The 21,620-nt window shown below is 66.4% G+C and carries 20 protein-coding genes; 17 read left to right on the top strand and 3 right to left on the bottom strand.

All coding sequences use genetic code 11. From position 1 onward, the window contains the following. The 11 genes from AC3A6I_RS20790 (at position 1) to AC3A6I_RS20740 (ending at position 10,933) form a co-directional block, all read left to right on the top strand. Positions 1–558 (top strand): GNAT family N-acetyltransferase, encoded by a 558-nt coding sequence (locus AC3A6I_RS20790; protein WP_487545792.1) that lies wholly within the window; start codon positions 1–3, stop codon positions 556–558. Beyond that, the gene (gene obgE, locus AC3A6I_RS20785) at positions 555–1,598 is read left to right on the top strand and encodes a GTPase ObgE (protein ID WP_487545791.1); all 1,044 of its coding nucleotides are present in this window, start codon (positions 555–557) and stop codon (positions 1,596–1,598) included. The genes AC3A6I_RS20790 and obgE overlap by 4 nt, the downstream gene beginning before the upstream one ends. Beyond that, positions 1,598–2,734, top strand: a complete 1,137-nt coding sequence (proB, locus tag AC3A6I_RS20780) for a glutamate 5-kinase (protein ID WP_487545790.1) — start codon at positions 1,598–1,600, stop codon at positions 2,732–2,734. Before obgE ends, proB begins: the two co-directional genes overlap by 1 nt. Beyond that, complete coding sequence (locus tag AC3A6I_RS20775; RefSeq protein WP_487545789.1) at positions 2,734–4,029, top strand: glutamate-5-semialdehyde dehydrogenase; 1,296 nt, start codon at positions 2,734–2,736, stop codon at positions 4,027–4,029. Before proB ends, AC3A6I_RS20775 begins: the two co-directional genes overlap by 1 nt. Before the next feature lie 157 nt (positions 4,030–4,186). After that, a complete protein-coding gene (locus AC3A6I_RS20770; protein ID WP_487545788.1) occupies positions 4,187–4,810 on the top strand; it encodes a nicotinate-nucleotide adenylyltransferase in 624 nt (207 codons plus the stop codon). A gap of 180 nt (positions 4,811–4,990) precedes the next feature. Continuing rightward, positions 4,991–5,392: a ribosome silencing factor gene (gene rsfS, locus AC3A6I_RS20765; protein ID WP_487545787.1), complete on the top strand. Its 402-nt coding sequence runs from the start codon at positions 4,991–4,993 to the stop codon at positions 5,390–5,392. Positions 5,393–5,415: 23 nt separating this feature from the next. Beyond that, on the top strand, positions 5,416–5,895 hold the full coding sequence (rlmH, locus tag AC3A6I_RS20760; protein WP_487545786.1) for a 23S rRNA (pseudouridine(1915)-N(3))-methyltransferase RlmH: 480 nt from the start codon (positions 5,416–5,418) through the stop codon (positions 5,893–5,895). 248 nt (positions 5,896–6,143) lie between these two features. Next, entirely contained in the window at positions 6,144–7,541 is a 1,398-nt protein-coding gene (locus AC3A6I_RS20755) for a murein hydrolase activator EnvC family protein (protein WP_487545785.1), read from the top strand. A 6-nt stretch (positions 7,542–7,547) separates the two neighbouring features. Next, positions 7,548–8,915 (top strand): S41 family peptidase, encoded by a 1,368-nt coding sequence (locus tag AC3A6I_RS20750; RefSeq protein WP_487545784.1) that lies wholly within the window; start codon positions 7,548–7,550, stop codon positions 8,913–8,915. A gap of 375 nt (positions 8,916–9,290) precedes the next feature. Continuing rightward, entirely contained in the window at positions 9,291–10,409 is a 1,119-nt protein-coding gene (locus AC3A6I_RS20745) for a divergent polysaccharide deacetylase family protein (protein ID WP_487545783.1), read from the top strand. Next, positions 10,409–10,933: an RNA pyrophosphohydrolase gene (locus AC3A6I_RS20740; RefSeq protein ID WP_487545782.1), complete on the top strand. Its 525-nt coding sequence runs from the start codon at positions 10,409–10,411 to the stop codon at positions 10,931–10,933. Before AC3A6I_RS20745 ends, AC3A6I_RS20740 begins: the two co-directional genes overlap by 1 nt. A gap of 47 nt (positions 10,934–10,980) precedes the next feature. On the opposite strand, the gene AC3A6I_RS20735 is transcribed toward AC3A6I_RS20740, so the two are convergent. Beyond that, complete coding sequence (locus AC3A6I_RS20735; protein WP_487545781.1) at positions 10,981–12,030, bottom strand: L-idonate 5-dehydrogenase; 1,050 nt, start codon at positions 12,028–12,030, stop codon at positions 10,981–10,983. A 337-nt stretch (positions 12,031–12,367) separates the two neighbouring features. Between AC3A6I_RS20735 and AC3A6I_RS20730 the strand changes: the two genes are divergently transcribed. Beyond that, the gene (locus tag AC3A6I_RS20730) at positions 12,368–13,126 is read left to right on the top strand and encodes a FadR/GntR family transcriptional regulator (RefSeq protein WP_487545780.1); all 759 of its coding nucleotides are present in this window, start codon (positions 12,368–12,370) and stop codon (positions 13,124–13,126) included. A gap of 155 nt (positions 13,127–13,281) precedes the next feature. Here AC3A6I_RS20730 and AC3A6I_RS20725 read toward each other — a convergent pair whose 3' ends face one another. Then, on the bottom strand, positions 13,282–15,183 hold the full coding sequence (locus AC3A6I_RS20725) for a glycoside hydrolase family 127 protein (protein ID WP_487545820.1): 1,902 nt from the start codon (positions 15,181–15,183) through the stop codon (positions 13,282–13,284). A gap of 174 nt (positions 15,184–15,357) precedes the next feature. Between AC3A6I_RS20725 and AC3A6I_RS20720 the strand changes: the two genes are divergently transcribed. Continuing rightward, on the top strand, positions 15,358–16,365 hold the full coding sequence (locus AC3A6I_RS20720; protein WP_487545779.1) for a LacI family DNA-binding transcriptional regulator: 1,008 nt from the start codon (positions 15,358–15,360) through the stop codon (positions 16,363–16,365). A gap of 62 nt (positions 16,366–16,427) precedes the next feature. Here the strand turns inward: AC3A6I_RS20720 and AC3A6I_RS20715 are convergent, their stop codons facing one another. After that, positions 16,428–17,108, bottom strand: a complete 681-nt coding sequence (locus tag AC3A6I_RS20715; RefSeq protein WP_487545778.1) for a GntR family transcriptional regulator — start codon at positions 17,106–17,108, stop codon at positions 16,428–16,430. A gap of 225 nt (positions 17,109–17,333) precedes the next feature. Here AC3A6I_RS20715 and AC3A6I_RS20710 point away from each other — a divergent pair, with 225 nt between their 5' ends. The 4 genes from AC3A6I_RS20710 to AC3A6I_RS20695 all read left to right on the top strand — a co-directional run bounded on the left by AC3A6I_RS20710 (position 17,334) and on the right by AC3A6I_RS20695 (position 21,609). Continuing rightward, positions 17,334–18,449, top strand: coding sequence for a mandelate racemase/muconate lactonizing enzyme family protein (locus AC3A6I_RS20710; protein WP_487545777.1), 1,116 nt, complete (start codon positions 17,334–17,336; stop codon positions 18,447–18,449). A gap of 27 nt (positions 18,450–18,476) precedes the next feature. Beyond that, positions 18,477–19,754 carry an ABC transporter substrate-binding protein gene (locus AC3A6I_RS20705; RefSeq protein ID WP_487545776.1) on the top strand — a complete coding sequence of 426 codons (1,278 nt, stop codon included), beginning with the start codon at positions 18,477–18,479 and terminating at the stop codon, positions 19,752–19,754. Between the two features lie 83 nt (positions 19,755–19,837). After that, positions 19,838–20,758: a carbohydrate ABC transporter permease gene (locus tag AC3A6I_RS20700; RefSeq protein WP_487545775.1), complete on the top strand. Its 921-nt coding sequence runs from the start codon at positions 19,838–19,840 to the stop codon at positions 20,756–20,758. After that, on the top strand, positions 20,755–21,609 hold the full coding sequence (locus AC3A6I_RS20695) for a carbohydrate ABC transporter permease (protein ID WP_487545774.1): 855 nt from the start codon (positions 20,755–20,757) through the stop codon (positions 21,607–21,609). Before AC3A6I_RS20700 ends, AC3A6I_RS20695 begins: the two co-directional genes overlap by 4 nt. Positions 21,610–21,620 lie beyond the last annotated feature (11 nt).

The following is a 21,620-nucleotide window of genomic DNA, read 5'->3' as shown; positions in this document are numbered from 1 at the left end:
ATGGACGTTACCCTCCGCACTCCGCGTCTCATCCTGCGGCCTTCGGCCATGGACGATGCTACCCGTGTCGCCCGTTTCCTCGACAACTTTGCCGTCGCCGGCAACCTCAGCCGGGTGCCCTATCCCTATCGGCTCGCCGACGCCAAGGGCTGGCTGCGCACGCATCGCTCGGACTCGCCGCCCGGGGAGACCAACTTCATCATCGACCTGCCGGGCGAGGGCGCCATCGGCGTCGTCGGCTTCCACCGTGATATCGAGGGCATCGTCATCGGCTACTGGCTAGCCCAGCCGTTCTGGAACCGCGGTTTCATGAGCGAAGCGGCACGCGCCAGCATCGACTGGTATTTTGAGACCACGGCCGCCATGGTCGTCGCCTCCGGCGTGTTCCACTTCAACAAGCCTTCGCTGGCCATCCAGAAGAAGCTGGGCTTTACCGAGATCGGCTCCTCCATGCGCCTTTGCCTTGCGCGCGGGGAGGAGGTGCGCCATATCGACACGCAACTGACACGAACGGCCTGGATGGCGCATCGGCAGGGCGCCCAGGAAAGCAGCAAATGAAGTTTCTCGATCAGGCCAAGGTCTTTATCCGCTCCGGCAATGGCGGCGCCGGCTCGGTCAGCTTCCTGCGCGAAAAATTCCTCGAGTTCGGCGGCCCCAATGGCGGCAATGGCGGGCGCGGCGGCGATGTCATCATGCGCTGCGTCAATGGCCTCAACACGCTGATCGATTACCGCTACCAGCAGCATTACAAGGCGAGCACCGGCCACCACGGCATGGGCAAGGATCGCCATGGCGCCAAGGGTGACGACATCATCATGAAAGTGCCGGTCGGCACCCAGGTGTTTGAGGAAGACAACGAGACGCTGATCGCCGATTTCACCGAGATCGGCCAGGAAGTCGTGCTGCTGTCCGGCGGCAATGGCGGCTTCGGCAACGCCCATTTCAAGACATCCGCCAACCAGGCGCCGCGCCGCGCCAACCCCGGCCAGCTCGGCACCGAGAAGTGGATCTGGCTGCGCCTGAAGCTCATCGCCGATGCCGGCCTCGTCGGCCTGCCCAATGCGGGCAAATCCACCTTCCTCGCCGCCGTCTCGGCCGCCAAGCCGAAGATCGCCGATTATCCGTTCACGACGCTCCACCCCAACCTGGGCGTGGTGACGGTGGACGACCGCGACTTCGTCCTCGCCGATATTCCGGGCCTGATCGAAGGCGCCTCCGAAGGGCAGGGGCTGGGCGATCGCTTTCTCGGCCATGTCGAGCGCTGCGCCATCCTCGTCCACCTGATCGATGGCACGCAGGAGGATGTGAAGACCGCCTACAAGACCATCCGCAGCGAACTCGCCGCCTATAACGAGGAGCTGGCCGAAAAGCCCGAGCTCGTGGTCCTCAACAAGATCGACGCCATCGACCCTGCTGAGGTGAAGGAAAAGGTCAAGCAGCTGAAGAAGCTGAGCAAGACCGAGGTGCTGACCACATCGGGCGTGACCGGGCAGGGTGTGCGCGAGGTGCTGTTCAAGGTGCTGGCGCAGATGGATGCCGACGTGGCCGAGGCCGAAGAAGCCGAGCGCCGCAAGACCGAGCCGCACTGGGTGCCCTGATGAGCAACGCGCTGGCGCCCTATCGGCGCCTGACCATCAAGATCGGCTCGGCTTTGCTTGTCGACGGCAGGACCGGGAAGCTGCGCACCGAATGGCTCGCGGCGCTGGCCGACGATCTCGCCGAACTGCGCGGCAAGGGCGTCTCGCTGGTGATCGTCTCGTCCGGCGCCATTGCGCTTGGGCGGCGGCTACTCGGGCTCGATGCCAAGGTGCTGCCGCTCGACCAGAGCCAGGCCGCCGCCAGCGCCGGCCAGATCGCGCTCTCGCAGGCCTGGGCCGAGGCGCTCGGCCGGCATTCGATCGTCACCGGCCAGATCCTGCTGACGCCGAACATTACCGAGGAGCGGCGCTACTTCCTCAACGCCCGCACCACGATCTCGACCCTGCTCGGGCTGGGGGCCGTGCCGATCATCAACGAGAACGATTCCGTTGCGACCGCCGAGATCCGCTATGGCGACAATGATCGGCTCTCGGCCCGCGTCGCCACCATGATCGAGGCCGACTGCCTGATCCTCCTCTCCGATGTCGACGGGCTCTACACCGCCCCGCCCGCGAAGGACCCGGACGCGCGGCACCTACCGATCGTTGCCGCCATCACCGCCGAGATCGAGGCGATGGCCGGTGGTGCCGCGAGCCATCTGAGCCGCGGCGGCATGACCACCAAGGTCGAGGCCGGCAAGATCGCGACCCAGGCCGGCACCGCCATGATCATCGCCAAGGGCACCGAGGCACACCCGCTGCGGGCGCTGACCGAAGGCGGCCGCCACACCCTGTTCGCCCCCGTTGAAACCCGCGCCCAAGCGAGGAAGCGCTGGATCATGGGCACGCTCGAACTGAGCGGCGCGGTGCATGTCGATGCCGGCGCGGCCCGCGCTTTGCTCGATGGTCGGAGCCTGCTGCCGATCGGCGTCACCCGCGTCACCGGCGATTTCGATCGCGGCGACGCCATCGCCGTTTACGATCCCGACGGGCGCGAGATCGCCCGCGGCCTCGCCGGGCTGGGCCGGGAGCAGGCCGAAATCGTCAAGGGCAAGAATTCGCGCGCCGTCACCGATCTGCTCGGCATCGGCACGCGTTCCGAAATGGTCCACCGTGATAACATGGTGGTCCTGATGGGGCTGGAGGCCAAGGTCTGATGGCAATCATTCAAGCCGTGTTCGGCGAGCAGGGGCAGTCGCTCGAGGCGACCATGCTCGAGCTCGGCCGCCGCGCCCGCGCCGCCGCCAACATCCTCGCCTTCGCCGATCCGGCCAAAAAGACGCTGGCGCTACACAAGGCCGCCGATGCGCTTGACGCGCGCCGCGCCGCGCTGCTCGCCGCCAATGCCGAGGATATGAAGGGCGCCGAGGGAAAGGGCATCAGCAAAGCCTTCCTCGATCGCCTGCTGCTCAACGACAAGCGCATCGACGGCATGATCGAGGGCCTGCGCACCATCGCCGAACTGCCCGATCCGGTCGGCCGCGTGCTGGCGGAATGGACCCGCCCCAACGGCATGACCATTTCGCGCGTTTCGACCCCGCTCGGCGTCATCGGCGTCATCTTCGAGAGCCGCCCCAACGTCACCGCCGATGCCGGCGCGCTGACGCTGAAGGCCGGCAATGCCGTGATCCTGCGCGGGGGCTCGGACAGCGTGAACTCCTCGCGCGCCATCCATGCCTGCCTCGTCGAGGGCCTCGTCGCCGCCGGCCTGCCCGAGGATGCGGTCCAGATCGTGCCCACCACTGACCGCGACGCCGTCGGCATGATGCTGGCCGGCCTCGGCGGCAGCATCGACGTTATCGTGCCGCGCGGCGGCAAGACGCTGGTCGCCCGTGTCCAGTCTGAAGCGCGGGTGCCGGTCTTTGCCCATCTCGAGGGGCTGTGCCACACGTTCATCGACAAGTCTGCTGAGCTCGACATGGCCGTGAGCGTCACGCTCAATGCCAAGATGCGACGCACCGGCGTGTGCGGCGCAACCGAGACGCTGCTGGTGCATCAAGATGTCGTCGACACGCATCTGAAGCCGGTGATCGAGGCGCTGGTGGCCAAGGGCTGCGAAATCCGCGGCGACGCCACGGTCATGGCGCTGATCCCGGGGGCCAGGGCGGCGACGGAGGAAGACTGGCGCACCGAGTACGAGGACGCGATCATCTCCGTGAAGGTCGTCGCCGATGTCGGTGAGGCCATCGCCCATATCGGCAAGTACTCCTCGCACCACACCGAGGCGATCATCACCGAGGATGCGGCCAGCGTGGCGCGCTTCTTCAACGAGATCGACAGCGCCATCCTCCTGCACAATGCCTCGACCCAGTTCGCCGATGGCGGCGAGTTCGGCTTTGGCGGCGAGATCGGCATTGCGACGGGCAAATTCCACGCTCGTGGCCCGGTCGGGGTCGAGCAGCTGTGCTCGTTCAAGTATCTCGTCGAAGGTACGGGGCAGACACGGCCTTGAGTCCTGTGCGCTTGGCCACCCCCCTCCCGACCTCCCCCACAAGGGGGGAGGTGTGGATCCGTGATTGTGGCACGCTGGTGCGCACCCCACCGGCAGGCACCTCCCCCCTTGTGGGGGAGGCCGGGAGGGGGCCGTCTCTATCGGCCGTCACCGCCCCATGACCTACCCCCGTGACATCACCGACCTGCCGCCCCATGGCGCGGGCCTGCGTGTCGGCCTGTTCGGCGGCAGCTTCAACCCGATCCATGAGGGGCATCGGCTCGTCGCCGAGCAGTGTCTGAAGCGGCTGGCGCTCGATGCCGTCTGGCTGCTGGTCACGCCCGGCAATCCGCTCAAGAATAATGGCGAGCTGCCGCCGCTCGAAACCCGCGTCCGCGCCGCCCGCGAGCTGATCGCCAACCCGCGCATCCATGCCACCGGCGTCGAGGCGGTGCATGATTTCCACTACACCGTCGATACGCTCGAATGGCTGGTCGCGGCCTGTCCCGACACGCGCTTCGTCTGGATCATGGGCGCCGACAACCTGAGCCAGTTCGATCGCTGGGAGCGCTGGCAGGATATCGCGAGGCTGATGCCGATCGCGGTCTACGCCCGGCCCGGCTCCACCTTCCGCGCCACCGTCAGCAAGGCGGCCACCGCGCTCAAAAAACACCGCCTGCCCGAGGCTGAAGCCGAGACCCTCGCGACGCGCGAACCGCCCGCCTGGGTGTATCTTCACGGCATCACTTCGCCCCAGTCTTCGACAGCATTGCGGGCCCGGAGGACGGCGGAAGCAAATTGATACGACCGCTCGCCTTGCGATTCGACAGGCGAAGCGTCATATTGAGGGTGTAGTGGACTATTGCCACTCGGATTGGGACCAAACGGATAGCTGCGCATTTGCGAGCCCTTCGACCCTACAATCAAGGACAGCTGAAACACGCATGACCCGTGCTCGTCTTGCATGGGCTGAGGCCATTTGATGGCGTCACCCAAGAAGAAGACCGAAACCGCCGCCGTTGCCGAAGCCGCAACCGTGGCTGCCGCCGAACCCCACATGATCGATCTGGTGCTGCAGAGCCTTGACGATGCCAAGGCCGAGCAGACCGTTGCCATCGATATCACCGGCAAATCGTCGCTGACCGACCACATGGTCGTCACCTCCGGCCGTTCCAACCGTCATGTCAGCGCGGTTGCCGACCAGCTGGTGAAGGCCCTGCGCGAGGCTGGCTTCGGCAAGCCGCGGATCGAGGGACTGCCGCACGCCGACTGGGTGCTGGTCGATGCCGGCGACGTCATCGTCCATATCTTCCGCCCCGAAGTGCGCGAGTTCTACAACATCGAGAAGATGTGGGCGGTCGATTTCGCCGCCGACGGCCGCTGAACGCAGTTTGAGCGGCTGACGCCTTGCGTATTCTGATCGCCGCCATTGGCCGGATGAAGCAGGGCCCCGAGCGCGAGTTGGTGTCGCGCTATCTCGACCGGGCGAAAGCCGCGGGCAAGCCGCTCGCGCTCACCGGTTTCGATGTGTCCGAATATGCCGAATCCCGCTCCGCCACCGTCGACGGCCGCAAGGCCGACGAGGCCGGCATGCTGCGCGGTGCTGTTCCCGAAGGCATCGTCATCGCGCTCGACGAGCACGGCAAGACCATGCCGTCGGCCACCTTCGCCCAGCAGCTCGGCCGCTGGCGCGACGATAGTCGCCAGGCGGTGAGCTTTGTCATCGGCGGCGCCGACGGGCTCGATCCGGCCTTCGTGAAAGCCGCCGACCTCACCCTCAGCTTCTCGCCGCTCACCTGGCCGCACCAGCTGGTGCGCATCATGCTGGCCGAGCAACTCTATCGGGCGACCACGATATTGTCGGGGCATCCGTATCATCGGGAGTAGGGCACCGGCCTACTCCCCTCCCCCTTGCGGGGAGGGGCGGGGGGTGGGGGGCCATCGGTGATCACCGCACTACCCCCACCCTCAGTCCCTCCCCGCAAGGGGGAGGGAGGCGACGACCCGGTGCTCGCCCCTCAGCCACGCAAAAGACAAACCGTCCGGATAGGCGGCTTCTGCGCTATGTTCGCGTGAGCTTGATTCGCTTGAAGTCGCGAGGGTTGATGCCGGCATTCCGCTGGTCGAGAGGAGGTTTGGCTGCGGGCGCCGTGCTGGCCCTGAGCCTCGGTGTCTCTGCCATCGCGCAGGACGCGACCCCGCCTGCCGCACCTGCTGCGGAGGCTCCGGCAGAAACGCCTGTCGCCGATCCCGCCTTGCGCCCGTCGCTCGACGGCTCAACGCCGGCCATGGCCACGGCCACACCTCCTGCCGATCCTGAAATGGCTGCGCAGCAGAAGGCGCTCGCCGATATCGAAGCCTCGATCTCCGTGTCCAAGGAGCGTGCCGATGCGCTCAAGCAGGAGATCGCCGACATGCAGGGCGATCGCAACAAGCAGAATGCCGCCCTCATCGCTGCGGCCGAGCGCGTCAAGCGCGCCGAGACCGATATCGCCGGGCTCGAGGAAAAGATGGGCAACCTGATCGTCGAGGAGCTCGAAGTGCGCGGCCGCCTCGATGGCGCCGACGCGTCCATCTCCAACGTGCTGGCTGCGCTCGAGCGGATCTCGCGCAACCCGCCGCCGGCGCTGATCGTCGATCCGTCCGACGCGCTCGGCTCGGCCCGTTCGGCTATCCTCATGTCCACCATTCTGCCCGAGCTGCAGAACAAGGCCGCCGCGGTACAGGCCGACCTCAGCGAGCTCGGCCGCATCAAGGCCGATGCGCTGGCCCAGCAGGAGCAACTCGAGGCCAATCTCAACATCCTCGAGGAAGAGCAGCTGCGCATCACCTCGCTGATCGCTGCGCGCAAGGAGAATGAGAACCGGGCCAACGAAGCGCTGGCCGCCGAGGAGGCTGCCGCGCAGGCACTGGCTGACCAGGCCACCTCGATCAAGCAATTGATAGACGAGCTGCAGAAGCGCGCGGCCGCCGTAGCCACTGCCTCGCAGGCCACCGCGGCGGCGAACTCGGGCACCAATGCCCCGGTGCTCGACCAGGAAACCGTGCGGCTTGCGCTGGCCAACACCAACCGCACCGAGCCGGCCGTACCGTTCGTGCAGGCCAAGGGCTTTCTCGCCATGCCGTCAGCCGGCGTGACGGTGATCGACTACGGCGCCGGCGATGGCTTTGGCGGCATCTCGCGCGGGCTATCGGTGGTGACGCGCGCCGATGCCCAGGTGGTCGCCCCCGCCGATGGCTGGGTGCTGTTCCAGGGCGACTACCTCAATTATGGCCAAATCGTCATTCTGAATGCGGGCCAGGACTACACCATCCTTCTCGCCGGCCTGGCCAAGGTCGATGTGCAGATCGGCCAGTTCGTGATGATGGGAGAACCCGTCGGCACCATGGGATCACAGACAATTGGACGTACCGTCGCGACCAGCGCTGGTGTCTCCCGCCCGACCCTCTATATTGAAATGCGAAAGAGCAACGAGCCCGTAGACCCGACCGGCTGGTGGTCCGCGGCTCCTGTTCCAACCCAGAGTGGATAAAACTTCATGCGCCTGACGCCCCTCCGCATTGTCGCTTCGCTGGCCGCAGTGTTCTCGCTCGGTCTCGCCTGCGCCCCGCTGATCGCGCAGGACCAGACGCCCCCGGCAGACGGCGCCACCGCTGCCGCTACCCCCTCGGATGCAGGGCCCCGCTCGGCAGAGGAGGTCTATTCGGACCTCGAGCTGTTCGGCCAGGTGTTCGACCGCATCCGCGCCGAATATGTCGAGGCGCCGGACGAGCGCAAGCTGATCCACGCGGCGCTGCAGGGCATGCTGACCTCGCTCGATCCGCATTCGGGCTACATGGAGCCCGTCGACTATGCCGACGTGCAGGAGGACACCACCGGCGAATTCGGCGGCCTCGGCATCGAAGTGCAGATGGAAGACGGGATCATCAAGGTCGTCTCGCCCATCGACGAGACGCCGGCCGCCAAGGCCGGTATCCTCGCCGGCGATTTCATCGTCGAGCTCGACGGCGTGCAGGTCCAGGGGCTGAGCCTCGACCAGGCGGTCGAGAAGATGCGCGGCCAGGTCGGCACCAAGATCAAGGTCACGGTCGTGCGCGAAGGCGTCACCGAGCCGCTCGACTTCGAGCTCACCCGCGACATCATCGCGACCCGCGCCGCCCGTCTCACCATGCAGGACGACGTCGCGGTCATCCGCCTCGCCCGCTTCTCCGAGCAGGCCTTCCCGGGCGTGCAGAAGGCGATCGACGATGCCTACAAGCAGCTCGGCAAGGCGCCGCGCGGCATCATCCTCGACCTGCGCAACAACCCGGGCGGCCTCGTCGACCAGGCCGTGTTCGTCTCCGATGCCTTCCTCAAGCAGGGCGCGGTGGTTCTCACTCGCGGCCGTCTCGATCAGGAGAGTTCGCGCTACGATGCCAAGCCGGACCCGCTCGACGAGAAGATCGCCAATATCCCGATGATCGTGCTGGTGAACGGCGGCTCCGCTTCTGCGGCCGAGATCGTCGCCGGCGCCCTGCAGGACCATAAGCGGGCCACCGTCGTGGGCACGCGGTCCTTCGGCAAGGGCTCAGTGCAGTCGATCATTCCGCTCGGTGCCGACGGCGCCATGCGGCTGACCACGGCCCGCTACTACACGCCGAACAATCGCTCGATCCAGGCTTCCGGCATCCAGCCCGATATCGTCATCACCCAGGACGTTCCCGAGGAGTTCAAGGGCCGCGACGAGATCATCGGCGAGGCCGCCTTGCCCGGCGAGATCGGCGGCGGCACCGAGGAAAAGGCCACCGTCGGCTCGTCGGTCTATGTCCCGGCCGAGGCCGATAAGGACAACCAGCTGCAGTATGCCATCAAGCTGCTCGAAGGCACCGAAACCAACGCCGCTTTCCCGCCCAAGGCCGCGGGCTGAGGCAAGCGCTACTGCGAACACTAGGTCATCCCCGCGCGAGCGGGGATTTCCGTTTCTGGGCAGGGATGGCCCGGCGTTTCCCGCCCCACCCCCTCCCAGCCTCCCCCATCAAGGGGGAGGTGTCGTATCGAGTTTGTGGCACCCGCCGCGCCGTAACCACCGGCCTCCACCTCCCCCTTGATGGGGGAGGCAAGCAAAGCTTGTGAGCGTAAGCGAGCTAGCGTCGCTAGGAGGGGGTGGAGCACCAAGCACACCAACTTCCCGACCGCCCGCCAAAACACGGTTAACGCTTCCTTACCCATTCCCCGCGCACTCTCCGCTCGATCCTCCCGGGCCACGATTCGCCTGGCCTGCCGCCGCGTCCGGAACTGACCGATGACCGATCTCAGCGCTCCCCTCAGCCGCCATGGCGCCCGCAAGGCCAGGGACAGGGGTGGTCGCCGCCTGCCACACCTGCCGGTCACCCGCATCGCGCTCGGCCTCGTCGGAATCCTTGCGCTGGCCATCGGCGCGCGCCTGCTGCTTGTCGACGATCCGACCGGAGGCCGTCCGTCGGCCACCACGCAGATCGCCGCGGGCACCGGCAATGCCGTCGCCGGCAGCGTCAGCAACGGTACCGCCACCATAACCGCCGATCCCGACATGATCCCCCTCGAGGATGTGCCGCAGCCGGGGACCGCGGCCAGCAGCATCGCCGTGCTCGATCCCGCCGCCATCGATCCCGAGCTGGTCGAGGAAACCGAGTTCGGACCTATTCCGCGCATATCCGGCACCGGCCTTACCCCGTTCGACATGTACTCGCGACCCGCCATCACCTCGGGACAACCGCGCATCGCCATCGTCGTCTCCGGCCTCGGTCTAAACACCGAGAGCACACAGCAGGCGATCGAGAGCCTGCCGCAGGACATCTCGATGGCCTTCGCGCCCTATGGCAGGACGCTCGACAAGACGGTCAGCGCGGCGCGCGCCGAGGGACACGAGATTTTCCTCGAGGTGCCGCTCGAACCCTTCGACTATCCCGACAACGACCCCGGCCCCGACACCCTGCTCACCGGCCAGCCGCCGCGCGAGAACATGAGCCGGCTGTTCAAGGTGATGAGCAAGTTCGGCGGCTATGCCGGTATCGTCAACAACATGGGCGCGCGCTTCACTGCGTCGGGCGCCGATTTCGGGCCGATGATGGAGGAACTGGGCGCACGGGGCCTGGGCTATCTCGACGATGGCTCATCCAACCGCTCCCTCGCGCCGCAACTCGCCCGCGCCAACCGCGTGCCCTTCGCCCGCGTCACCGCACCGCTCGACCTCAACCCGTCGCGTTCGGGCATCCAGCAGGAGCTCGCCGCCCTCGAGCAGCGGGCCAAGGCGGAGGGCAGCGCCATCGGCATCATCTCCGCCTTGCCCGTCTCCATCGAAGCGGTTAGCGAATGGGCCGCCGCGCTCTCGGAGAGAGGTTTCGACCTCGTGCCCGCGACGGCGCTGATGGGAGAAGAATGATGGTCACCCGCGAAGAGCTGCCCTACCGCGATTGCGTCGGCATCGCCGTGTTCAACGCCCAGGGCCAAGTGTTCGTGGGCCGGCGCAAGCCCGAGGGCAATCCCGAGCATACCAGCGTCAACGATTCCCCCTGGCAGATGCCGCAGGGCGGCATCGACAAGGGTGAGGCCCCGCTCGAGGCGGCCATTCGCGAGCTGTTCGAGGAAACCTCGATCCGCTCGGTCGATCTGATCACCGAGGCGCCGGAGTGGATATACTACGATCTCCCCGACGCCGCGCTCGGCATTGCGCTCAAGGGCAAGTATCGCGGCCAGCGCCAGCGCTGGTTCGCCTTCCGGTTCACGGGCGACGAGGCCGAAATCGAAGTCGATGCCCCCGGAGGCGGTGCCCACCCCGCCGAGTTCGACAAGTGGCGCTGGGAAGCGCTGGAAAAGCTCCCCGACCTGATCGTACCGTTCAAGCGCGACGCCTATCTCGAGGTGGTGAAGGCGTTTGCCAACGTGCCGGCGGGCGTGCGGGGCTAGCGCCAAGGCCAGGAGTGGCTGCCCCTGCTGCGTGGCTGAGGCTGGCGCTACTCGGTGAAGTCGAGCTGGACCTTCACCGAGCGGCTCTTGTCCAGCGCCAGGTCGAAGGCGGTGAGGCCGGATGCGGCGGGGAGAGTGGCGGTGACGATGTGCGCCACGCTCAACCGACCGGAAGCCAGATAGTCGACGGCCATCGCGTATTCGCGGTCGAAGCGGAAGCTGCCGCGCATGTCGATCTCGGCGCGGATCAGGTTGGAGACCTGCAGCGGCACCTCGGCGCCCTGGCCGATCAGCACGCAGATGCCGAGGGGGCCGAGCGCGGCGAGGCCATCGAGCGTTGCCGCGGGGCTGCCGGAGGCCTCGAAGTGCACATCGAAGCTCCGGTTGGCCGCGACCCAGTCCGCCACGGCGGTGGGAGTGTCGCCGACATTGAGCACGGCATCGGCACCGGTTCGCGACGCCATCTCGAGCGGCATGGCGATGCGGTCGGTGACAGTGATGAAGGCGGCGCCGGCCATGCGGCAGACGGCGACCATCAGCATGCCGATCGGGCCGGCGCCGGTGACCAGCACGCGCTTGCCGACGAGGTCGCCGGCGCGGGCGAGGGCGTGGAGGCAGACGGCGGTGGGCTCGGCGAGCGCGGCTTCTGCGAACGAGAGATTGGGCGGCAGCGGCACGGCCTGCTCGGCGGCGCAGACGAGCAGGTCGCGAAAGCCGCCCTGCACATGCGGACTGCGCATGGCGCTGCCGAGGAACAGCATGTCGGTGCAGTGGTTGCGATGGCCGGAGCGGCACGGCTCGCACTTGCCGCACGGGAGGCTCGGGTTCACCGCGACACGATCCCCGACCGCGAGGCCGGTGACGCCGCCGCCGAGGGCGACGATGGTGCCGGCGATCTCGTGGCCGAGGACCAATGGCTCCCTCATCCGCACCGTGCCGAAGCCGCCATGCTGGTAGTAATGCAGGTCCGAGCCGCAGATGCCGCCGGTGTGGATGCGCACCAGCACCTGGCCGGGGCCCGCATCGGGGACCGGCACCTCGCCGATCCTCAGGTCATGCGGCCCGCCGGCGATGATAGCGCGTGTCAGCGAAGTCATGAATGGACAATCAGGCGCGTTCGAGGGTGACTGACCCGATTTCGAACTCGTAATCGATCACGATCCGCATCCGCAGCATGGTGACTAGTCCTCTCCACAACATATTATGATATCGAATAGTGCAGCTTGATCATTCGGTCAATCTCGCTTCCGGCGGTTGCGAAGGCCTCGCGTATCGGCTCTGGCTCTGTCATATGACGATCTTCATAGTATCAAGGACGGGAAGCGAGGACGGGCGGAGTGGCAGCGATCCAGCGGCTGTCGCTGCATACGCTGGTTCCGGTTGGGGGCGCAGTGTATCAGTGCCCGCAGTTCCAGAACGCAAGAGGGTTGCTCGATGGCAGCCAACGGTCCCAAGAATCTCCGCATGCAGGTGGCGGAGGCCCTCGCGGTGCAAATCCTCGACGGCACCTACAAGCCGGGACAGACCATGCCGACCGAGCCCGAGCTGATGCAGCTGACCGGCGTCAGCCGGACGACGCTGCGCAGCGCCATCCAGAGCATCGAGGCCAAGGGCCTGGTGGATGTGGGTCCCAGCAGGGGTACCCGCGTACAACCCAGGACGAACTGGAACCTGCTGGATGCCGAAGTCGTCGAATGGCGGCTGCAACTGGGCGTTACGGTCGACCTGGTGCGCGAGATCTACGAGATGCGGGAATGCTTCGAGCCGCGCGCCAGCTATTTCGCGGCCGAGCGCGGGACCGAAGAGGACCATCAGCGGATCGCGGCAGCGTTCGCGCGGCTGAACGAGAGCCGGGGCGGGGACCAGGACAGCGCGACGGCAGCAGATGTCGATTTCCACCTCGCCATCCTGTTCAGTTGCGGCAACGACTATATCGCCTCCTTCGCCACGATGATGACCGCCATGCTGCGGGTGTCGTTCGGCATTGCGCGCAAGCGGCGGGCGCTGTCGCAGGACGATATCGAGCAGCACGGCGCCATCGCCGACGCCATCGTCGCCCGCAGGGGGGACGAGGCCGAGGCCAGGACGCGCCAGCTGCTGCTGTCGTCCAAGCAGGTGCAGATGGCCGCCGCGGCCGAGGCCGAACGCGCCACCCGCGTGTCGCGAGCCATGGCGCAGAACCGCGTGCGCTAGAGCACTTCACGATCAGCCTGAGGCGGTGCCCCACCCACCATGTCATTCGCGCGCAGGCGGGAACCCAGTCGGGCACCGAGTGTGCGGCCACTGGATTCCCGCCTTCGCGGGGATGACGCCGGAGTTTGTGTGGGCCGTATCGAACGTGAAACGCGCTATCTGTCGGACGTTTCCGCCAGCGGCAGCCAGACGCGCATGGGTCCGACCTCGCGATTGGCCCACATGAAATAGGGGATGGCCGTGAGCGTGGCGGGTGGGCCGGCCGGTCCGACGCGCGCGGGCAGTCGCAGGGCCGGGATGCCGCCGAACAGCGCCCGCTCCTCGAGCACCTGCCGGCCTTGCAGCAGCTCGACGTCATCGACGGTCACGCCGGGCGTCTGGTCGACCTGTTCGATGGCATAGACCAGCGGTCCGCGCTCGATGGCGACGGCGCCGCGCACGGCATCGACGCGGTGGTGCCCGTGGACCTGCCGCGCCGCCATCGGCAGCCTCAGGGTGAGACTGTCTCCCGTCTGCCAGCGTCGGCTGACGCGGGCATACTCGCCGGCGGTGACGGCCAGCGCCTCGCCATTGACGGCGAGGGTCGCGCCCTCGGCCCAGGCGGGAATGCGAATGGCGAGCTCCCATGGTTCGGCGGCGGTTTCGGCGATCTCGACGGTGACTTCGCCGGTCCATGGATAGTTGGCCGTCGTCTTCACCAGCGTCGCGCCCGAGCGGATATCGGCGGTGGTGAACTGGTGGATCTGCACGCCGCCTCCGGCGCTGGTGGCGACGTATTGGTGGATGGTCGAGACGGTGCGCATCAGGTTGGTGGGGCAGCAGGAGCAGCCGAACCATTCCTTGCGGCCGCTGGCGGGCATCTTGCTGTCGGATGCAATGGCGCCGGCCCGCACCTGCAGGGCGTTGACGTAGAAATAGCGACTGCCGTCGAGCGATACGCCCGAGAGCACGGCGTTATAGAGCTGGCGCTCTATCAGGTCGGCGTATTTGGCCTCGCCGGTCGCCAGCAGTAGGCGCCAGCTCCATTGCATCGAGGCGATCGCGGCGCAGGTTTCGCCGTAGCCGCGATCAGTGGGCAGCTCGTAGGGGTCGCCGAAGGACTCGCCCTCCCAGCGCGAGCCGAGGCTGCCGTTGATGTACATCTTGGCCGCGACCATGTTGTCCCATTGCTTGCGCAGGGCCGACAGCAACCCGGCGTCGCCGGTCTCGATGGCGACGTCGGTGGCGCCCGAGGCGAAGTAGACGGCGCGCACGGCATGACCTTCGGGATACTCGGTCTCGCGCACGGGGATGCGGTCCGAAAAGTAGGTGAGGGCGAAATTGTGCCACGACGGATCGACCAGCGTGCCGTGGCCGCGCTTCTCAACGAAATACGAGGCGAGCGCGAGATAACGCTTCTCCTCAGTGACGCGGTAAAGCTCGACAAGGGCCATCTCGATCAGCGGGTGCCCGCAGACCTCCTCGCGCTTGCCCCAGCCGAAGGTGGCGTCGATGTGATCGGCGGCACGGCGCGCCACGTCGAGCAGGTCGGTTCGGAGGGTGGCGCGATAACGGGCCACCGCGGCCTGGATCAGCGTCGCCATGTCGAAGATCTCGTGGTCGTGCGAGATCAGCTCGTAGCGCCCGCGCTTGCCCGCCGCCTGGATGAATGTAGAGATGTAACCGTCCTCGGCCTGCGCGCGGGCCGATAGCGCGCTGTAGCGGCCCAGCCATTCCGCGAGATCGGCGGCCGGGGCGCGCCCTTCCTCCCAGGCCACCGCTTCCAGCCACTTGAACACCTCGCCGTCTTCGAAAACCGGCCCGTAATACGGCTCGCCGACACGACGCGCCGCGGCATTCTCGAAATTGACCCACGCCTTCTCGTGCTCGAGATGGGCGTGGCCCTGGCGGATCGAGGTCGCGCCATTGTCGCGCTGCAGCTTGTGCAAAAAACCGTCGGTGATCCGGATGGCGTCGAGGGGCAGCGGCCTGAGTGTGGTGGCGGCAATCGGGTCGACCGGCCCGGACCCGGCGCTTCTCAGCGTGGCTTCGACGGCGGGCTCGGTTGGCATGGACATGGTCACGACGCTCACTCTTGCTTGGTCAGTTCACCGGCCGGAACGTGACATGAGGTGGAAAACGAAGCAACATGTTTCCGTCTTCGTTGTGATCGATACATCCGCTGCATCGCTTGCCTATACAGGCGGGATTGTGTCACTAGGAGCTTGTTTCCGGAAACAAGGAGATGGCGATTGGACGGTGGTCCGCGTAACAGAGCGACGATACGGGACGTTGCGGCACTGGCGGGCGTGTCGCCGGGAACGGTCTCGAAGGCCCTCACCGGACGCGGCCAGGTCAGCAAGGCGACGCGGGAGCGCATCCTGGCTGCGGTGAAGGAAATCGACTTCCGCCCGAACGAACTGGCGCGCAGCGTATTCGAGCGGCGCAGCTTCACGGTGGGCGTGATCACGACGGACAGCTTCGAGCGCTTCAGCGTGCCGGTCATGCTGGGTGCGGAGGATGCGCTCGGAGCAGGGCGCATCTCGGTTTTCCTGTGCGACAGCCGCGACGACCCGATCCGCGAGCGGCACTATATCGACGTGCTGATGGGGCGGCGGGTCGACGGTTTCATCGTCACGGGACGCAGCTCGAACCAGCGCGAGCCGCTGGCGGTCGAGCGCAATTTCCCCGTCGTCTATGCGCTGACGCCATCCTCGGATCCGCGCGATTGCTCGATCGTGATCGACGACCGCCGGATCGGCGCGCTGGCAGGGGAGCATTTTGTGCGCATGGGCCGGCGCTCGGTGGCCTATGTCACGGGCCCCGACTATTTCGATGCGGCGCGACTGCGCGGCGAGGGGCTCAAGTCGGTGCTCGTCGCGGCTGGCTTGGAACAAGCGGGCCCGGCCTATTTCGGCAACTGGACGGAGGCGTGGGGCCGCCAGGCGGCGCAGATGGTGATGCGCGCGCACCCGGAGGTCGACGCGATCTATTGCGGTAGCGACCTGATCGGGCGCGGGGTCGTGGATGGGCTGCGCGAACTGGGGCGATCGGTGCCCAGTGGCATCGCGGTGATCGGCACGGACAACTGGGAGATCATCGCGACGGGGGCGCGGCCGGCGCTGACGACGATCGACATCTCGCTGAGCCAGATCGGCCGCATCGCGGCGGAGCGGTTGCTCGATGCCATCGCCGGCAAGCCGCATTCGGGCGTCGAGATGGTTGCCGGCGAGCTGGTGCTGCGCGATTCGACCAACTGAGCCTGGCCTGCCGGCGGCCTGGATCTGTGGGTGGGCGCCGCTCAGTCCGATCGTGAACTGCTCTAACGGTCGAACAGCTCGGGATGGGCGGCTTCGATCTTGGGGAGCGAGTTGAGGATGCCGTGCAGATGGCGCGACATGGCGCGCTCGGCCGCGTCCTGATCGTGCTCGTCGATGGCGGCGAGGATGTCCTTGTGCTCGGCGATGAGCGGGGTCATCGACTCGGCGGTCTTCAGCGTCAGGGTGCAGACGCGGTCCATGTGGACCTTGACGTTCTTGATCGTCTCCCACGCGGTGTCGGAGCCTATGCCGTTGCACAGGGTGCGGTGGAAGGCCTCGTCGTAGCGCACGAAAGCCTCGCGATCGAAGCTGCGGACGGCGATCTCCTGCTGGTCGATGATGCTGTTGAGCTGCAGCCGGGCAGCAGGGGCGAAGGCCATGGCCGCCTGACGGACAACGGCGACCTCGATGGCCTCACGTACGAAGCGGGCGTCGAGCATCTGGCGCATCGAGATGGGCACGACCACCGTGCCGCGCTGCGGCATGGTCTTCACCAGCCCGGTCTGGGCCAGCGCGATCACCGCCTCGCGCACCGGCTGGCGCGACACGCCATAACGCTGCGCGATCTCGTTCTCCGAGATGCGCGAGCTGGGCTTGAGTTCCAGGGAAACGATGGCCCTCAGGAGCTCCATCCGGAGCTGCACCGCCACCGGTGAAATGCCTTCAGCGAACTTGAAAGGCAAAGTTGCGGTCTGCTGGCCCAAGGCGACTCCGAATGGTTGGGAGCTGAGTATAGCGCCGACCAGCCGATAGCGCTAACGGCTCGTCCAAAGTGGCCTACACTACCATACACTTCCCGACATGCAAGCGGCGGAATGAATTTCGTCCGCCGAAATATCGAGTTGACGGGCCCGGGGCGTTGTCGACTACCATACACTAAACTGCATTAAGGCTGTAGGGGAGGTCCTGTGAAGATAGCCAAGGCAAATTTCTGGCTGCTCCGTTTTCCGCTCGAGCGGCGCTATGGCGACGCGCAGGGCATCAAGGTGCAGCGGGTCCTCACCGTGGTGCGCCTCGAGACCAGCGACGGGGTGGTGGGGTGGGGCGACTGCTTCGGCTACCGGGCGCAACCCAATAACTGGGAGGATGCAGTCGCCATCGTCGAGGGCAGCTCGCTGCGCGACGCGATGAAGACCGTCGACCGCGTCGGCAGGTTCGACCTGTCGCTGTCGGGCGGCATCGACATCGCGCTGTGGGACATCCGCGGCAAGATCGCAGGCATGAGCCTTTCCGACCTGTGGGGCGGCACCTATCGCGCCGCGCAGCCGGCCTATGCGTCGCTGCAGAACGTCACGGAAGCGGAAGACGTGGTCGCCGATGCGCTCGCCGAGGCGCAGCGGGCCATGGACCTGGGCTTCACGTCACTGAAGATGAAGGTCGGCTGGCACGACGTCGAGACCGACATCAACTGGGTCAACCAGGTGGTGGACGCGCTGCCGGCCGGCGTGCCGCTGGCCATCGACGCCAATCGCTCGATGGACCTGCCGACGGCGCGTCGCATGATCCGTGGCATCCGCAACCCCGAGCGCATCGCGTGGTTCGAAGAGCCGCTCGTCAACACCCATGTGTGGTCGCACAAGGAATTGCGCGACACGATCGACGTGGCCGTCGCGGGTGCCGAGAGCATGCCGCTGGTGATGATCGACGAGGTGGTGCGCACCCGCGCCATGGACATCATCAACCCTGACCTCGTCGGCCATGGCGGCATCGACCGGCTGACCCGCTACTGGCATGTCGCCAGTTCCAACGGGGTGCGGCTCGTCCCGCACGTCTTCGACGGGCAGCTGGCGCGCGTCGCCACGCTGCACTTTCTCGCCAATCGTCCCGACTGGCCCGAGACCCAGTCGCACTTCACCGCCGCCCCGCTGGAATACGACATCTCGGTCAATCCGCTGCGGGACGACATCCTGGGTGACCGTCTCGCACCCGACAAGACCGGCTGCGTGCCGGTGCCCACCGGGCCGGGCCTGGGGGTCACCGTCAACGAGGACCTGCTCAAGCAGTACGTCGTCGCGCAGCGCTAGCTTTGCAACTGGGAGGAACCAAAGACCATGCGTAAACTGATGTTGTCCGCGCTCGCGCTGATGCTGGCTACGCCGGCATTCGCGCAGCAGACACAGCTCACGATCTGGACCCGGCTCGCCGAAGAGGCGAACAAGCCGATGTTCGACGCGTTCGAGGCCGCCAACCCGGATATCGACCTGGTGGTCGAGTATATCCCGGGCGGCAAGAACCACATCAACAAGCTGATCGCCGCCGTGGCCGCCAACAACGCACCCGACATGACGGTGCTCGATGTGGTGGCGACCGAGGCCTTCGCGCGGTTGAACGCGCTGAAGCCGCTCGACGAGATCGTCGCCGGCAACCCGAACCTGTCGACCGACCTGTTCCCGCAGGGGCCGCTGCAGACCAGCTTCTTCGAGGGCAAGCAGTACGCCATTCCGTATGGCGGTGACGCCTCGGTGGTCATCTACAACAAGGCGCTGTTCCGCGAGCGCGGGCTCGATCCGGAAAATCCGCCCCAGACCTGGGCCGAGTTCACCGAAGCGGCCAAGACGCTGACCTTCGACCGCGACGGCGACGGCAAGATCGACGTGAACGGCATGCTGTTCGTGCCGAGCCAGCCGTGGCTCACCACCTTCCACTGGATGCCGTATTTCTGGATGGCCGGGGGCGAGTTCAACGACCGCCCGAACCTCAAGTTCACGTTCAACAGCGAAGCGGGCGTCACTGCTCTCAACTACCTGATGGACATGCACCTCAAGCACAAGGTGATCCCGGAATGGGCGATCGGCGCCGCCGCATCGACCGACAACCAGCTCGAGTTCCTGCAGGGGCGCATCGCCATGCAGATCGATGGTCCCGGCATCCTGCAGCGCGTGCAGCGTGACGCCCCCGATTTCGAGCTCGGCATCATGCGCCACCCGGTGCCGAATGCCGGCGACACATCTGTGAGCTTTGCCGGCGGCGACAACCTTGCGATCATGGCCAATATCGACGAGGCCAAGCTGCCGGCCGCGATCAAGGTGCTGGAGTGGATGGCCTCGGTCGAAGGGCAGCGCAACTGGTTCCAGACCATGGCCCGCCTGCCGGTGCGCAAGGAACTGCTGGACGATCCGTTCTACGCCGAGAACCCGCTGGCCAAGGTCTATCTCGAGGCTTTCCTCGAGGCGCATGAGCCGCCGCTGACCAACCACTACACCGAAGTGCAGCAATACCTGCGCGACGCGTTCGAGCAGACCGCCTTCGGCATGGTCACCGCCGACCAGGCGCTGAACGATGCCGCCGCCCGCGCCAATGCGCTCGCGGCCCGCAGCCAGACTCCCTGACGCTGCGACGGGGGGCGGGGCTTCGGCTCCGCTCCCTGGCCTCCCTCCGACGTCGATTGAACAGCGCCTGGAGATAATCCGACGTGTCACAAGAAATCGCCCTGGGCGGACGCCCCTCGGCGCGGCATCGCCGCAGCCCCGGTGACCTGATGGACCGTTTCGCCGGCCTGGCGCTGGCCACGCCGGCCCTGGTCGTCATGGTCGTGCTGATGCTCTATCCGCTGCTCTATGCAGTATGGCTGAGCTTCGTGCGCTGGTCGCCGACCGACAGCAGCTTTGTCGGCTTCTCCAACTACGAGCGCATCTTCGCCGACCGCATCTTCTGGCAGGGGGTGACCAACACCTTCTTCTATACGGTCTGGAACGTGCTGCTCGGCACCGCGATGTCGATCGGCATGGCGCTGCTGATGAACCGCAAGACCTTCCTCGCCCGCGTGCTGCGACTTGCCGTATTCATGCCGGTGATCATCTCGAGCGCGGTCGCGGCGCTCGGGTGGATCTGGATGTTCGACACCGAGTTCGGGCTGGTCAACCAGATCATCAAGCTCACCGGGTTGTCGCCGGGTTTCCCCTGGCTCAACTCGCCGCATTTCGCGCGCTGGTCGATCGTCATCGTCAACCTGTGGCTGGGCACGGGCCTGTCCTCGATGCTGCTGCTGGCGGCACTGCAGAACGTGCCGCAGGAGCAGCACGAGGCGGCGGTGATCGACGGAGCCAACCCGTGGCACCGGGTCATCCACATCACGCTGCCCTACATCCGGCCGACGCTGCTCGTGGTGATGACCATCAAGCTGATCGGCTCGTTCAAGACCTTCGACCAGATATTCATCATGACCGGCGGCGGGCCGCTCTACACCACGGAGACGATGCTCATCTACCTCTACCGCCAGGGGTTCGAGTATTTCGACTTCGGCTTTGCCGGCGCCGTCGGCGTGGTGTTCTTCGTGCTGGTCGGCGTGCTCAGCCTCGGGCAGGCCGTGATCCTCAAGGGAGGCAAGAAATGAACGCCGTTCCTGCCTATGACCGGCGCTCGCCGCTGGTCGAAGGGCTGATCGCCATCCTGACCATCGTGCTCTGCGCCGTCTGGCTGTCGCCCTTCTTCTGGATGGTGAGCACGGCGATGAAGAGCAAGGCGGAGATCTTCACCTCGCCGCCGAGCTGGCTGCCGGCGACGCTCAACCTCGACAACTTCATCGCCGCCTGGAACGCGGCGCCCTTCGCGACTTACTATTTCAACAGCTTCATCATCGCGGTGGCGACCACGGTGCTGACGCTGCTGATCGCCTCGATGGGCGGCTATGCGCTGGCGCGCCTGCCGTTCCCGGGGCGCGGGCTGATCATCGGCGGCATGCTGACCACCACGATCATCCCGTTCCAGGTGCTGCTGATCCCGTTCTTCATCCTGATGACGGCGCTCAAGCTGGTGAACTCGCCGGCCGGTCTCGTGCTCGCCTATGTGGCGATCATCCTGCCCTTCGCGGTGTTCATGTTCCGCGCCTATTTCATGGACCTGCCGCGCGAGATCGAGGAGAGCGCGCGCATCGACGGCTGCTCGTGGCTGGGGGTCTACTGGCGCATCGCGTTGCCGACGGCGCGGCCGGCCATCGCGGCGGTGGGCATCTATACCTTCATCGAGTCGTGGAACGAGTTCTTCATCGCCCTGATCATGACCAGCAACGATGCCCAGCGCACCCTGCCGGTCGGGCTCGCCATGTTCAACGAGAACGGCATCGGCATCAGCTGGGGCGAATTGATGGCCTCGTCCATCACCGCCACCGTACCCGCCATCATCGTGTTCCTGCTCATGCAGCGCCAGCTCATCGCCGGCCTGACGGGCGGCGCGGTGAAAGGCTAAGGCCATCTGGA

The sequence above is a fragment of the Devosia sp. Soil_C_22 genome (assembly GCF_057657195.1).
This window is presented reverse-complemented; position numbering and strand designations above follow the sequence as displayed.

Bases quoted from the DNA above. Each gene is read 5' to 3' on its own strand.
- AC3A6I_RS20770 (WP_487545788.1), top strand. From the start codon at position 4,187: ATGACCTACCCCCGTGACATCACCGACCTGCCGCCCCATGGCGCGGGC.
- AC3A6I_RS20730 (WP_487545780.1), top strand. From the start codon at position 12,368: ATGGCAGCCAACGGTCCCAAGAATCTCCGCATGCAGGTGGCGGAGGCC.
- obgE (WP_487545791.1), top strand. From the start codon at position 555: ATGAAGTTTCTCGATCAGGCCAAGGTCTTTATCCGCTCCGGCAATGGC.
- AC3A6I_RS20745 (WP_487545783.1), top strand. From the start codon at position 9,291: ATGACCGATCTCAGCGCTCCCCTCAGCCGCCATGGCGCCCGCAAGGCC.
- AC3A6I_RS20725 (WP_487545820.1), bottom strand. From the start codon at position 15,183: ATGTCCATGCCAACCGAGCCCGCCGTCGAAGCCACGCTGAGAAGCGCC.
- AC3A6I_RS20750 (WP_487545784.1), top strand. From the start codon at position 7,548: ATGCGCCTGACGCCCCTCCGCATTGTCGCTTCGCTGGCCGCAGTGTTC.
- AC3A6I_RS20790 (WP_487545792.1), top strand. From the start codon at position 1: ATGGACGTTACCCTCCGCACTCCGCGTCTCATCCTGCGGCCTTCGGCC.
- AC3A6I_RS20695 (WP_487545774.1), top strand. From the start codon at position 20,755: ATGAACGCCGTTCCTGCCTATGACCGGCGCTCGCCGCTGGTCGAAGGG.
- AC3A6I_RS20735 (WP_487545781.1), bottom strand. From the start codon at position 12,030: ATGACTTCGCTGACACGCGCTATCATCGCCGGCGGGCCGCATGACCTG.
- AC3A6I_RS20775 (WP_487545789.1), top strand. From the start codon at position 2,734: ATGGCAATCATTCAAGCCGTGTTCGGCGAGCAGGGGCAGTCGCTCGAG.
- AC3A6I_RS20705 (WP_487545776.1), top strand. From the start codon at position 18,477: ATGCGTAAACTGATGTTGTCCGCGCTCGCGCTGATGCTGGCTACGCCG.
- rsfS (WP_487545787.1), top strand. From the start codon at position 4,991: ATGGCGTCACCCAAGAAGAAGACCGAAACCGCCGCCGTTGCCGAAGCC.
- proB (WP_487545790.1), top strand. From the start codon at position 1,598: ATGAGCAACGCGCTGGCGCCCTATCGGCGCCTGACCATCAAGATCGGC.
- AC3A6I_RS20740 (WP_487545782.1), top strand. From the start codon at position 10,409: ATGGTCACCCGCGAAGAGCTGCCCTACCGCGATTGCGTCGGCATCGCC.